13 protein-coding genes are annotated in these 12,329 nt (G+C 72.3%); 4 read left to right on the top strand and 9 right to left on the bottom strand.

All coding sequences use genetic code 11. The features are described from left to right. Window positions 1-40 precede the first annotated feature (40 nt). A complete protein-coding gene (locus tag G569_RS0101260) occupies window positions 41-550 on the top strand; it encodes a hypothetical protein (protein WP_028062063.1) in 510 nt (169 codons plus the stop codon). On the opposite strand, the gene G569_RS0101255 is transcribed toward G569_RS0101260, so the two are convergent. The 3 genes from G569_RS0101255 to G569_RS56985 all read right to left on the bottom strand — a co-directional run bounded on the left by G569_RS0101255 (window position 547) and on the right by G569_RS56985 (window position 3,255). Continuing rightward, entirely contained in the window at window positions 547-816 is a 270-nt protein-coding gene (locus G569_RS0101255) for a hypothetical protein (protein WP_028062062.1), read from the bottom strand. The genes G569_RS0101260 and G569_RS0101255 overlap by 4 nt on opposite strands. Before the next feature lie 76 nt (window positions 817-892). After that, the gene (locus tag G569_RS0101250; RefSeq protein ID WP_028062061.1) at window positions 893-1,168 is read right to left on the bottom strand and encodes a hypothetical protein; all 276 of its coding nucleotides are present in this window, start codon (window positions 1,166-1,168) and stop codon (window positions 893-895) included. Beyond that, the gene (locus tag G569_RS56985) at window positions 1,165-3,255 is read right to left on the bottom strand and encodes a putative bifunctional diguanylate cyclase/phosphodiesterase (RefSeq protein ID WP_084284015.1); all 2,091 of its coding nucleotides are present in this window, start codon (window positions 3,253-3,255) and stop codon (window positions 1,165-1,167) included. The genes G569_RS0101250 and G569_RS56985 overlap by 4 nt, the downstream gene beginning before the upstream one ends. Before the next feature lie 145 nt (window positions 3,256-3,400). Here G569_RS56985 and G569_RS44640 point away from each other — a divergent pair, with 145 nt between their 5' ends. Beyond that, on the top strand, window positions 3,401-4,435 hold the full coding sequence (locus tag G569_RS44640) for an acetamidase/formamidase family protein (RefSeq protein ID WP_169542036.1): 1,035 nt from the start codon (window positions 3,401-3,403) through the stop codon (window positions 4,433-4,435). Here the strand turns inward: G569_RS44640 and G569_RS0101235 are convergent. Then, complete coding sequence (locus tag G569_RS0101235) at window positions 4,432-4,863, bottom strand: VOC family protein (RefSeq protein WP_037494150.1); 432 nt, start codon at window positions 4,861-4,863, stop codon at window positions 4,432-4,434. The two genes, G569_RS44640 and G569_RS0101235, sit on opposite strands and share 4 nt — an antisense overlap. A gap of 75 nt (window positions 4,864-4,938) precedes the next feature. On the opposite strand from G569_RS0101235, the gene G569_RS0101230 reads away from it, so the two are divergent. Both G569_RS0101230 and G569_RS44635 read left to right on the top strand, forming a co-directional pair. Beyond that, the gene (locus G569_RS0101230) at window positions 4,939-5,523 is read left to right on the top strand and encodes a TetR/AcrR family transcriptional regulator (protein WP_028062059.1); all 585 of its coding nucleotides are present in this window, start codon (window positions 4,939-4,941) and stop codon (window positions 5,521-5,523) included. Between the two features lie 11 nt (window positions 5,524-5,534). Further along, window positions 5,535-6,776, top strand: a complete 1,242-nt coding sequence (locus tag G569_RS44635) for a glycosyltransferase (RefSeq protein WP_053225675.1) — start codon at window positions 5,535-5,537, stop codon at window positions 6,774-6,776. A gap of 86 nt (window positions 6,777-6,862) precedes the next feature. Here G569_RS44635 and G569_RS56980 read toward each other — a convergent pair whose 3' ends face one another. Genes G569_RS56980 through G569_RS44625 form a run of 5 tightly spaced genes read right to left on the bottom strand, consistent with a single transcriptional unit; the run spans window position 6,863 to window position 12,313 of the window. Beyond that, window positions 6,863-8,194: an HD-GYP domain-containing protein gene (locus G569_RS56980; protein WP_157591745.1), complete on the bottom strand. Its 1,332-nt coding sequence runs from the start codon at window positions 8,192-8,194 to the stop codon at window positions 6,863-6,865. Between the two features lie 5 nt (window positions 8,195-8,199). Then, a complete protein-coding gene (locus G569_RS0101215) occupies window positions 8,200-9,279 on the bottom strand; it encodes a PucR family transcriptional regulator (protein WP_157591744.1) in 1,080 nt (359 codons plus the stop codon). 10 nt (window positions 9,280-9,289) lie between these two features. Beyond that, window positions 9,290-10,525, bottom strand: coding sequence for a hypothetical protein (locus tag G569_RS0101210; protein ID WP_028062057.1), 1,236 nt, complete (start codon window positions 10,523-10,525; stop codon window positions 9,290-9,292). A 21-nt stretch (window positions 10,526-10,546) separates the two neighbouring features. Beyond that, window positions 10,547-11,392, bottom strand: a complete 846-nt coding sequence (locus tag G569_RS0101205) for a membrane protein (RefSeq protein WP_028062056.1) — start codon at window positions 11,390-11,392, stop codon at window positions 10,547-10,549. Window positions 11,393-11,446: 54 nt separating this feature from the next. Then, window positions 11,447-12,313, bottom strand: coding sequence for a DMT family transporter (locus G569_RS44625; RefSeq protein WP_053225672.1), 867 nt, complete (start codon window positions 12,311-12,313; stop codon window positions 11,447-11,449). Window positions 12,314-12,329: the final 16 nt, after the last annotated feature.

Genomic DNA, 12,329 nt, shown 5'->3' with positions numbered 1-12,329 from the left:
AATCGGGGCATCCCACCCCACCATCAGGAGATGGATCTCCATGTTCAAGCGTCTCGCACGCCGCCCCAGCCCCGCCCTGATCGTCGCGATTGCCGCTCTCTTCGCCGGCACGGCCGGCGTCACCTACGCCGCCACGCAAGGGCCGCCGTCGTTCACGGCCCGCGGGGTCGCGTTCGTCCCCGGCTCGGCCTTCAATAACACCGCGCTCCCGATCTCCGGCGCGAACACGTCCGGGATCTCCAACCACGGCATGACGATCGCCAGCCCGACCAACGTCGCCGTCCCGACGTCCGGCAACTACCTGCTCACGCTGAACGGCAACTGCAACGGCGGCGCGGCCAACACCCGCTTCCAGATCCGCGAGGGCGCGAGCCTGGCGGGCGCGCTCGACCTCGATGTCGGCGGCGCGGCGGGCAACCCGTCCCTGTCGGGCGCGAACACCGTCCACCTGGCCGCGGGGACGCGACTCGGCATGGTCGTGCACCAGACCGGCTCCGGCGTCAACTGCGGCGCGACGCTCGGCGTGAACCTCGTCTCGGCGGACGCCTAAGCGGCGAGTGCCAGCTCGCGGGTGTCCGCATGCAGGCGGATGCCCGCGCGCAGCGCGCGGACCAGCGCGCGCTTGCCCATCTGCGCCTCCAGGGCGACGAGCCGGCCCGCCACCCACGGCGCGCCGAAGCCCGGGATCTCGAAGGCTTCGCGGGTGGTGATCCAGACGCGGCCCTTACGGCCCCGCACCCGGAAGCTCTGTACCAGCGGCTCGCCGTCGAACTGCGCGGCGAGTCCGACGTCCGGAATCTCACGAATCAACTCCACGCGGGCAATCTCCATGCCCATCTAGGAGGGGTCAACCGGCCGGGAAATACAAACCCCCCGGACGGCCCAATCCGCGCTATTCCGAGTGTTTGCCCAGCAGATAGTCGATGTAGATCGGACGCCGTACCTCGAGCGCGGCCTCGTCCTTGCGCAGCACCTCGAGCATCTGGCGGCTCCAGTGCAGCGAGTCCTGCTCGGCATCCTCGAGGTCGCCTTGAGCGGCTTCGGCGGCGGTGCCTTCCTGGATCAGCCGCCAGAAGAACTTCACGTCGAGCCGGTGCTCCGCGCGCTTGACGGCGCGGTCGTGCAGCTCACGGGTGGGCAGAGCGTCGAGCTCCTCGAACGTGGTCACGAGCCGGAGGTTATCCGTGTTCCGGGGGCGCCGAACAGATAGCCCTGCGCGAGCTCGCAGCCGAGCTCGCGCAGCCGCTCGGCCTGCTCCTCATTCTCGACGCCCTCGGCGATCGCGTCGATGCCGAGCGCGTGGGCGAGCGAGACGATCGCGGCGACGATCGCGGTGTCGCCCTGGCTCGAGCCGAGCTGGCCCACGAAGGAGCGGTCGATCTTGACCGCGGCGACGGGGAGGTCGCGCAGCGACGAGTAGCCCGTGCCGAAGTCGTCGAGGACCAGCACGACGCCCATCGCGCGCAGGTCGTCGAGGTTTCGCCGCGCGGTCTTGGGGGCGCCGAGCAGGACGGTCTCGCGGACCTCCAGCCGCAGCCGCCGCCCGGGCAGCCCGCTCGAGCGCAGGCAGTCGGCGACCAGTGCGGGCAGGTCGGGCTGGGCGAGCTGGCGGCGCGAGAGGTTGACGTCGACGACCGGGCCCTCCGGCGCCACGCCGAACGCCGCCGCGCTCTCGTGGCACGCTTGCATCAGCGTCCAGGCGCCGATCTCGACGATCAGCGCGGACTCCTCCGCGACCGGGATGAACTCGGCGGGCGCCGACATCACCCCGCCCGGCGAGTCCCAGCGCAGCAGCGCCTCGTGGCCGACCACGGAGCCGTCGTCGAGGCGCACGATCGGCTGGAAGGCGAGCCGGAGCTGGCCGAGGGAGAGCGCGCGCTCGAGCGCCGCGGCAGTGCGAAGCCGTTCGCGTGCGTGCCTGCGCAGGCGAGTGTCGAAGACCTCGACCCGCCCGCGGCCCTCGGCCTTGGCGCGGTAGGCGGCGGCGTCGGCGTCGGCGAGCAGCGCGTCGGGGTCGCGGCGGCCGGCGGCGCCGAGCGCGATGCCGATCGAGGCGGACAGCCGGTGCTCGACGCCTTCGATGTCCATCGGCTCGTGGATCGCCTCCGTCAGGCGGTGCCCGAGCGCGATCGCGGTGGACTCGTCGATGTCCTCGCAGACGACCACGAACTCGTCGCCGCCGAGGCGGGCGACGGTGTCGGCGGGGCGCACGGTGGCGACCAGCCGCCGGGCCAGGGCGATCAGCAGCGCGTCGCCCGCCGCGTGGCCGTAGAGGTCGTTGACGCCCTTGAAGTCGTCGAGGTCGATGAAGAGCACGCAGGCGGAGCCGTCGTCGCGGCCGCTGCGGGCCAGCGCGTGGATCAGCCGCTCCCGGCACAGCGCGCGGTTCGCGAGACCGGTCAGCGGGTCGTGCAGCGCCTCGTGGCGCATCTGCTCGTCGCTGCGCATCCGCCCCATCGCGGTGGCGAGGACGTTGGCGACGCCGCGCAGGAAGTTCTCCTGGTCCTCGTTGAGCGGCGTCTCGTTGACCACGCTCACCTCGCCGAAGATCTCGTCGCCGGTGCGGATCTCGAAGCGCAGCGCCGCCCCGCCGGCCGCGGTGCCCCACGCGGCGAGCGTGACCTGCTCGCGCACGACGAACGCGCCGGTGAGCGGGAGCGTCTCGCGCAGCTTCTCGACCGCCTCCGCGGCCAGGTCGGCGACGTCCGCCCCGGCCAGCGCCCGTTCCCCCAGCGCCGCGACTGCGGCGACCTGCGCGGACTGGCGCTTCACGCGCGCGAGCGCCTCGCGGTGGGCGGTCATGTCGCGCCCGATCGCCAGCAGCAGCGGGCCGGCCTCGGTCTCGACGATCCCCCAGCTCATCTCGCCGACGAACTCCGAGCCATCCCGGCGCAGGCCGTCCGCGCGGGTGGAGAAGCGCAGCGGGTGGTCGGTCTCGAAGTAGAGCTCCATGTTGCGCGTGTAGCGGTCGCGCAGGCGCTCCGGCCAGAGGATCTGCACCGGCTGGCCGAGGAGCTCGTCGCGCTCGTAGCCGAACAGCGACTCGGCGTGGGCGTTGACGAAGACGATCCTGTGGTCGCGCCCGGAGGCGACGGTGGCGTCCGGCAGCCCTTCGAGCACGGCGCGCAGCGCCGCCTCTCGCCGGCGCAGGCGGTCCTGCAGACGCACGGGATCGACGGTCTCGGATGTACCCACGCCCACCGGGGCGAGGAGGAGGGCTTCCAGGTCCCCCCGATCGTCTCTGTCCACGTCCATGCCCGACTCGGTCGGCAAGCCTACGCAGATTGTCACCGCGTCAGCAATAGGGTGCGCACCCCACCGCGCCTTGGACCGGACGTCCAATCAGGTTCCGCCTCGTGGTCGAGAGGAAACCGGTTACATCGCTGCGAGCCTGCTCGGCGTGACCCACCAATGGATGCAACCCGACCGCGAGGCCGCCGTCTCGCTGCTGCAGGGCGCCATCGACCAGGCCGATCTGCGGCGGGCGGGCGCGCTCGTGAACGCCGGAGCCGTCGCGCCGCGTTGGCTGTCGTCACCCGGGGTTGTCGCCGCCGCGGCCGGCAAAGTCCTGCAATCCGGCGTCGGACGGGTCGAAGGTCGCTACCTGCGCTCCACTGTCGAGACCGTCCGCTGGGGCGTCCTGCCCGGTGCCGACAGCGTGCCCGCGGCCACCGTCGAGTCGGGCGCGGTTGTCACCGTCGACACCATCTCTCACGAAGGCATCCTCTCCGACCAAGGCCGTGACCCGGTCGCCTACTTCGGCCGCTACGGGATCGCGCGCGAGCGGGTGCTCGACGACGCCCGCGCCTTGGCCGCGTCGAGCCGCTCGTACGAGAGCCCGTGCGTGGTCACCGGCCCGATCGCGGTCCGCGGCGCCGGACCCGGCGACGTGTTGCGCGTCGACGTGCTCGGCCTCGTCCCGCGCGTGCCCTACGGCGTGGTCTCGAACCGCCACGCGGGCGGCGGCGCCCAGGCCGTGACGCTCTTCACGCCGGTCCGCCGGGCCGACGACGGCTATCGCGGCTACCTGCCGGTCTCGCGTCAGCTGCGCGCCGAGTTCCCGCTCGACCCCTCCATGGGGATCATGGGCGTCGCCGGCGCGGACCCGGCGTCGCACGACCGCCTCGGCGTCGGCTCGAGCCTCTTCCTCCCGATCCACGTCCCAGGCGCGAAGTTCTTCACGGGCGACCCGCACTACGTCCGCGAGGGCACGTTCGCGCTCGAGGCCCCGCTGCGCGCGACGTTCCGGCTGACCGTGCTCTCCCGCGGTGAGGTGGCGTCGCCCCACGCCGCGCCGTACTGGTTCGAGCGCGCCCGGCTGGACGAGCCGACGCGCCGCTCGGTCGACGAGTCCCTCGCCTACCTGGCCGAGGAGCTCGGCATGCCCCGAGCGCTCGCCTTCGCCCACCTCAGCGCGGCGGGCCGCCCCGTTTAGAGCAGGCCTTTCTCGCGCAGCTCCTCGAGCGCCCCCGGGTGCTTGACGAGGCCCGCGAGGCTCATGCCGGCGAGCACGGCCGGCGTCTTGGTGAACTGGATGTCGCGGTAGTCGACGATCTCGACGCGGTTGCCCCACGGGTCGCGGAAGTCGAGGCGCCGGCCCGGCTCGATCTCGACGTCGGCGTCCTGGAGCGCCGCGCGGACGGCCTCCTTGTCGTCGACGACGAGCCCGAAGTGGCGCCCGTCGTCGGCGTCCTGCTCGCGGCCCTCGGACAGCGCGAGGAACTGGTCGCCCATGTCGATGAACGCCATCCCGGGCGCCACGCCGCGCAGGCGGATGTCGAAGAAGCGCCCGTAGAACGCGAGCGCCTCCTCGATGCTTCCCACTTCCAGCGCGACGTGGTTGATGCCTACGAGACGGGTCATGCGCGACAGCGTCTCATGGCAACGGTGTGGTTGGCCGCACTTCCGGCGGGCCATTTCGGCGGTAACGTCCTTACCATGAAAGAGGCGGCACCCACTCGCCCGTATCGCCAGGGCCGTCGCGCCGAGGCCGCTGAGGCCCGGACGGCGGCGATCCGGGAGGCGGCCTTGGACGCGTTCATGGCCAAGCCGTTCGACCAGATCACGCTCGCCGACGTGGCCGAGCGGGCCGGCGTCGGGGTGCAGACGCTGATCCGGCGGGTCCAGACCAAGGATGGCCTGGTCCGGCTGGTGAACGAGTGGGTGGCGGACGGGATCCGCGCGGCGCGGGGCGAGCCGGACAGCTCCGACCCCGACGTCGTGGCCGCCGCCCTCGAGCGTCAGTACGAGCGGTTCGGCGCGTTGATCGACCGCTCGCTGCGCCAGGAGGAGGCCTCGCCGACGCTGGCGGCCAACGCGCAAGGCGGCCGGCAGGGGCATCGCGAGTGGATCGAGGCGGCGTTCGCGGACGAGATCGCCGCCGCCGGTCCGCAGCTCACCGGCCAGCTCATCGGCCTCTGCGGCGTCGAGCTCTGGCTCGTCCTGCGCCGCGACGGCGGTCTCACCGCCGACCAGACGCGCGAGACGGTCGCGCACCTCATCCGCAGTGTGCTCCCCGCATAAGGACTCCCCACATGGCACGGATTCTCGCCTACACCACGCCCGCCACCGGGCATGTCTTCCCGCTCGTCCCCGGCCTGCTCGCGCTCAAACAGCGCGGGCATGAGGTCAAACTGATCGCGAACGCGGAGCACGTCGAGCAGCTGCGTGCTGCCGGGCTCGACGCGGCCGCGGTCGACCAGAGCACAGCCAAGGCCATCACCGACTACGAGGTCCAAGGCCGGGATCGCCTGCACCGCGGGCTCCGGGACCTGCTCGGACGCGGCGAAGAGCAGCGGGCGGACCTCGAGCGCCACATCGACGCCTACGGCCCCGACGTCCTGCTGATCGACACGATCGCCTACGGCGCCGCGATCGGCGCCGAACGCTCCGGCCTGCCGTGGGCGTCGGTCATGCCGTCGCTGATCCCGTTCCCGGGCAAGGGCATCCCGCCGTACGGGCTGGGACTGAAGCCGATGGGCGGGCCGCTCGGCGCGCTCCGCGACAAGCTGCTCCTCCGCGTCGTGCTGCGCGAGTACAGCAAGGCGATGCTGCCGCGCCTGAACGCGCTGCGGGTCAACGCACGGCTGGACCCGGTCAAGGACCCGATCGAGAACCTCTATCGCCCACACCGCATCCTGGCGTTGACGGGCGAGCCGCTCGAGTACGCGCGCACCGACACGCCGGCGCACGTGCGCTTCGTGGGCGCGCAGCTCTGGGACCCGCCGGCCGAGGCGCCGGCGTGGCTGGACGAACCGGGCGACCCGTGGGTCCTGGTGACCTGCTCGACCGAATATCAGGGAGATGAGGCGCTCGCCGCGGCGGCCATCGAGGGCCTGCGCGACGAACCCGTCAGGGTGCTCGTGACGCTCGCCGACGCCCACGGTGCGGGCGAGCTTCCACAAGCGGATAACGTCCGGGTCGAGCGCTTCGTCGCGCATGGACCCGTGCTGGAACGCGCCGCGGCGGTCGTCTGCCACGGCGGCATGGGGATCGTGCAGAAGGCGGTTGCGGCCGGCGTGCCGATCGTGGCAGTGCCGTTCGGCCGCGATCAGCCGGAGGTGGGGCGGCGGATCGCCGAGGCGAAGCTTGGCGTCCTGGTGAAGCAGAAGGACCTGAACGCTGCTCGCATCAGGTCCGCGGTGCGACGGGCGCGCACTATGCGCCCGGTCGTGGTGCCCTCCGGTGGGCCGGCGGAGTTTGCCGGCGCGGTGGAGGAGATCATCCCCGCGGGACTAGAACTTGAAGCCCATTGTGATCGCTCCTTGATCGGCTAGAAGTGTTTGATTTGCAGGTACTTCATTGCCCTGCGTAATCACTTCATCGGCCCCCTATAGCGCGGGCTTAAGGGGTGAGCAAACGATTACCTCGTTCGGGGGAGGGCGTGTGCCTGGACTCGTCGGCCGAACCCCAGTTCGGCCTCGAAATCGGCGTCGTCGCCATGCCCGAACGAAAGGTCGCCCGCCGTCAGCAGGCCGATGAAGACCTCGACCACGTGGGGGTCGAGCTGGCCGCCCGCCGACCGCCGCAGCTCGGCGATCGCCTCCTGGACGGAGATCGGCTTGCGGTAGGAATCGCGCGCCGTGATGACGTCGTAGGTGTCGGCGACGGCGATGATGCGCGCGGCGTGCGGGATCGCGTCGCCGCGCAGCCCACGCGGGTAGCCGCGCCCGTCCCAGCGCTCATGGTGGGCGTGGATGATCTCCGCCACCGGCGAGTAGCCGTCGATCCGCCGCACGATCGCGGCGCCGTCCTCCGGGTGGCGCTTGACCTGCTGCCACTGCTCGTCGGTCAGCCGCGTGTCGGCGAGCAGGATCGAGTCCGGGAACGCGAACTTGCCGATGTCGTGCAGCAGCCCCGCGGTGTGGACCAGGTCCTGCTCTTCCGTGGTCCAGCCGAGCGCCTTGGCCATCGCCCGGGCGTAGCGGGCGACCGCGGCCGAGTGGCGCGCCGTCATCCGGTCGCGCAGCGCGAGCGTCTCGATCATCGAGATCAGCACCCCGAGTTGCAGGCCGGCCAGCCGCTCCGCCCGCTCGCGCGAGAGCAGCAGCTCGCGCAGGAGGTACTGGAAGGTCAGCAGCACGAACAGCATCAGCGCGATCGCGGCGACGCCGGTGCGCGCGTAGAACGTCGCGACCAGCGCGCACAGCACCGCGCTGAGGATCTCCGACGGCAGCACCGGCACGAAGATCTTGCGGAACCCGTCGGCCAGCGGCGTCCGCGTCTCGAACGCGTGGTGGCCGCCGATCATCAGGAAGTTGAGGAAGTTCGTCAGCAGGAAGGTGGCGAACACCAGCAGCGGGAACGCGGCGGACTCGGGCGCGACGTCGGCGGCGTCGATGATCAGCGCGCCGACGAGCGGGAAGGTCGCGAACGCGGCGAGGTTGGCGATCAGGCGCGGGAGCGGGTTGCGGGCGCGCAGCTGATCGAACAGGACGGCGGCGATGCCGATCGCGGTGGCGGGCGCGGGGCCGAGCAGCGCGGCTGCCAGGACGAGGGCCAGGAACGAGCCGGAGATCCGCTGCCCGCCGTGGCTGACGGCGAACCAGTCGGTGGCAAGGGCGAGCCCGAGCAGGAGGGCGACGAGGGCCGGTGGTTGCCAGTCTTCGGCGGTGGACGTCAGTGCGGCGACCACGATCGCGACGACCAGCACCAGCGTCTCGGTGACGGCCAGCGCTGTTGATCGTGTGGACAAGTGGACTAAGTTTGGAGGCGCCGGCGCTCGAGTGCCCACCAGAGTTCCACGACGACGCGCGGATCCCGCAAGTTCGCGCCCGTAGCCTCCTCGAATCGGCGCAGTCGATGGCGCAGCGTGTTGGCGTGTACGTGCAGGGCGCGGGCGGTCTCGTCGATCCGCATCCCGAGGTCGAGATAGGTCCGCAACGTGTCCTCGAGCTCCATTCCGAGGCCGCGGATCGGGGCCAGGTGCCGCTCCGCGAAGGCGTCGCCGAGCGCCTCGTCGGCCAGGATCGCGGGCCGGATCGACAGATCGGCGAGGCTGAATGCGCCGGTCTGCCCGAACGCGAGCGCAGTCTGCAGCGCGCGGCTGGCATGAGCGAACCCGGCGGGAAGCGACTCGAGCCGCGCGGGCGCCGCGAACCCCACCGTCACCCCGTGCGGCGGGCTCGGCGCGGTCAAGGTCAGACCGGCGACGTCATGGTCGAGCGCGATCGACATCCCGTCCGCCTTCAGACGTCCCCGCGCGCGGAAGGGGATGTATTCGCGCTCGGGATCGAGCCCGAACGTCGCGCTCTCGCGGCGCAGCTCGTCCGGGTCGAGCGTCCCGGTCAGCACGGCGAAGATGAACGCGTCGCGCCGCTGCTGCTCCTCGCGCGCCTGCTCGAGCTCCACCTCGCGATGCGCGGCGGCCACGACATCCATGACCGCGTCCGCCCAGCGCCACAATGTCTCGCTGAAGGCCAGCACCGTGGCGACGTCGGCGCCCTCCGCGCGGGCGAGCTCGCCGAAGCGCGACCACACGCCGGTGACCGAGATCCGGTAGCCGTGCAGGACGGCGTCGACCGTCAGGCCCTGCTCGGCGCGCTCACGGCCGACGGCGGCGGCGCGCTCGAGCTCGTCCTGCGTCGGATCGCGCAGCTCGCGCAGCGCGGCGAGCGCACGCGACACGTTGCCCCGCACCGCGTCGGCCAGCGTGGCGCGCGGGAGGCGGCGGAAGTCGGGGATCTCCTCGCGGATGCGGTCGCAGATGCGCTCGACGACCGCGTCGAGCTCGTCCTCGATCTGCCCCACCAAACTGCCAACCACCCCTGCGGCGGCCATGCGCGGCACTCTATTCCTGGAGGAACAGCGCCTGCGTGAAGCTGGCGGGTGAGCGGTCGCCGTCGTCGGTGCGGAGCTCGACGGGCAGGTGCGCGGACCCTTTACGGCGGGCGTGGGCGTAGGTGCGGGCGCTCAGCGTGATGCGCACGCGGCGGCTGTGGCCGGAGGGGACGGCGAAGCGGGCGCGCGCGGCGACCCGCGCTCCGTCGCGGACCCTCATGGTGCCGCGGCACTCGCGCGGCGCGGCGACGCAGCGTACGGGGACCGAGACAGTTCGCCGCAGCGGCAGGTCGGTGTTCTCGCCGAGCTTGACCTCGCTGCGAGGACAGGCGCCGGGGGCGATCGCGTCCACTGCGAGCTCGGCGACGTCCGCGGTCAGCAGGCAGCCGTTGGCCCACCACAGCACCCGCGTGCCGTCGGTGGTGAAGCCGTCCAGCTCCTCGGTGTGGACGCCGAAGCGACGGTTCCGGCCGTCGGGCTCCAGCACGCGCAGGTCGAAGCCGCGCTGGTAGACGAGCCGGTCCCCGGCGAAGGCGACGTTCCCGTCGGCCTGTGCGAGCTTGCGCTGTCCCTCATAGAGCTCGTGCTGATCGGTGCGGTAGACCATCCGGCCGTCGTCGCGCAGGGCGATCTCGTCGACGGGATCCGGCACGACGACCGTGCTGAAGGGCTCCCCGGTCCGCCAGTCCTGCACGACGATCCGCAGGTCGTCGGTGAAGGCCACGAACCGGCCGGCGAACACGGCGCTGTAGGCGATCTCGGGTGGGATGTGCTCGACCACATGCGGTGCCGGGTCGCGCACGACCACGGCGCCGACGTCGAACTCCCCGCGCAACTCGCTGGTGAACACGGCTTCGCCGACGACCTGGTTCCGGAACGGGAGCATTCCCTCGGCGCTGGGGAATAGCCGGGTCCACGGACCGGTGGGTGGGCCGGCGAAGAGGTCCGTGGCGCCGAACGCCGAGCCGTCGTCGGTGGTCATCAGCAGCGCGGCCTGCTGGGGCGAGGCGGCGAGCTGCGCACTGACGATCCTGCCTCTGGGCGCGGTGCGCCGGAAGACCTCGGTGGGCGTCCCGCCCGTGTACGGCTGAGCGAGGACCCGCAGCCGCCGGCCGGTCACCTGCGTGTAGAGGACCGTGTCCCCGGCCAGCGCGGCGGCGGTCGGATTCCTGGCGAGCGGGCGTGGCGCGGCCTGCGCGGGCGCGGCGGACAGCAGAACGACCAGGAACAGCAGAGCGCGGCGCATCCCGCCGCGCAAGGTAGCTCGCTAGGCGGGGACCGGACGGCCGTGCGGGGTGACCAGCGCGGCGACGGCCACCAGGGCGAAGGCGAGGATCTGCACGCCCAGCAGGACGCCGCCGGCCAGCGCGTCGCCGAAGACCACGATCCCGCCGGTGATCACCGTCACGTTCGCGGCGGTGCTCGTGCAGGCGATGACCGGGACGGCCTCGCCCTCCTGGAAGCCGCGGGCGGAGGCGAGGAAGGCGAGCGCGGAGGCCAGCAGCGCGACGGGCAGCCAGGGGGAGATCAGCAGCTCGAGCGGGCCGCCGACGCTCGTCAGCGCCTTCACGGCGACGTCGGAGACGCCGAACAGCGTGCCGGCGGCGGCGCCGAGGACCGCGCCGTGATGGTGGGCGGGCGTGCCGAGCTTGGGCGCCGCGATCAGCAGGACGCCGAGCGCGAGCATCCCGGCCTGGAAGGCGATCAGCGCCGGGACGGCGAACGCGGAGTGGCTGCCGCCGGTGCGCGGGAGGGTGACCACGAGCAGGGTCAGGCCGATGCTCGTCATGATCACGCCGACCCACTGGCGGCTGCCGACCTGGCAGCCGAAGAGGCGCTCGCCGAGCACCGCGAGCATCACGACGCCGGTGGAGAGCGCGACCTGGACGACGCTCAGCGGCGCGAGCGCGAGTGCCACGACGTGCAGGATCCAGGCGCCGCCCGCGATCGCCATGCCGATCGCGAACCACTTCGAGCGGAACAGGTCACGCGCGCTGCGCAGCGGGGCCCGCAGGTCGACTCGCGGCGCCTGCGTCGCGCCGCGGTGCTTGCACAGAAAGCCGAGCTGCGTTACGGCCGCGCACAGCAGCGCGAGCCCGATACCGACGTTCAAAGAATCGCTCTCCCCTTCGGAATGACCTAGGGGAATGGTGCCGCGCCGGCGGCGTCACGTCATCGGACCGCGGGCCAACGTTCGGTGGACCGCGTTGTGGATCCGCACAACGCTCGGCATGGCGCCGTAGACGATCCCCGCCGCCACGAGCGCCGTTCCCGCGAGGTCGGCGGTCGATGGCGTCCGGCCGTTGAGGGCGGCGTCGACGGTCACGGCGGCGATCGGCATGAAGCCGACCAGCAGGCCCGCCTTCGCGGCGCCGAGCTGTTGAACGGCGCCGAACCAGAGGACGAACGCGAGCGCGGTCGTGATCACCGCGAGGTAGGCGATCGCGGCGGCCTCGTGGGTGGTGGGCGTGGGGACGTGGCCGCGGGTGAGGACCGCGAGCTCGAGCGTCGCCAGGATCGCCGCCCAGGCGGCGACCCGCATCGGGCCGAGGCGGGGGAGCAGCGGTGCAGCGAGGAGCGTGAAGCCGACCTCGCACCCGAGGCCGGCGAACGCGATCGCGAGGCCGATCGCGCTGATCCGCGAGTCGGCGCCGTTGACCAGCGCCGCGCCCGCGACGACGATCGCGGCCGCCGTGATCACCCGCCGGTCGCGGGTCGTGCCGGCGAGGGCGAGCAGGACCGGCGAAGCGCCGATGATCACGCCGGTGTTGGTCGCGCCCATGTGGTCGACCGCCGCCAGCACGGCCAGGTTGAACGCCGCCATGCCGACCGCCGCGACGAGCGCCAGCAGCCCGAACTCCTTGAGCGTGGGCATGCCGAGCCGCCCTTTGAGGAGCGCTGCGAGGATCAGCGCGCCCGCGGCGTAGCGGATCATCTGACCGGTCGCGTACGGATAGTCGACCAGCGCCTCGCTCACCGGGAACGAGGCGCCGACGAGGGCCGCCGCGGTCGCTCCGCCGATCCATGCTCTCATGGCGCGGGAAGCTAGG

This window comes from Solirubrobacter soli DSM 22325, assembly GCF_000423665.1.
Classification (GTDB): domain Bacteria; phylum Actinomycetota; class Thermoleophilia; order Solirubrobacterales; family Solirubrobacteraceae; genus Solirubrobacter; species Solirubrobacter soli.
This window is presented reverse-complemented; position numbering and strand designations above follow the sequence as displayed.

Coding starts and splice junctions, on each gene's coding strand:
- G569_RS44625 (WP_053225672.1), bottom strand. CDS start 12,313: ATGAGAGCATGGATCGGCGGAGCGACCGCGGCGGCCCTCGTCGGCGCC.
- G569_RS0101260 (WP_028062063.1), top strand. CDS start 41: ATGTTCAAGCGTCTCGCACGCCGCCCCAGCCCCGCCCTGATCGTCGCG.
- G569_RS44635 (WP_053225675.1), top strand. CDS start 5,535: ATGGCACGGATTCTCGCCTACACCACGCCCGCCACCGGGCATGTCTTC.
- G569_RS0101235 (WP_037494150.1), bottom strand. CDS start 4,863: ATGACCCGTCTCGTAGGCATCAACCACGTCGCGCTGGAAGTGGGAAGC.
- G569_RS0101230 (WP_028062059.1), top strand. CDS start 4,939: ATGAAAGAGGCGGCACCCACTCGCCCGTATCGCCAGGGCCGTCGCGCC.
- G569_RS0101210 (WP_028062057.1), bottom strand. CDS start 10,525: ATGCGCCGCGCTCTGCTGTTCCTGGTCGTTCTGCTGTCCGCCGCGCCC.
- G569_RS56985 (WP_084284015.1), bottom strand. CDS start 3,255: ATGGACGTGGACAGAGACGATCGGGGGGACCTGGAAGCCCTCCTCCTC.
- G569_RS0101215 (WP_157591744.1), bottom strand. CDS start 9,279: ATGGCCGCCGCAGGGGTGGTTGGCAGTTTGGTGGGGCAGATCGAGGAC.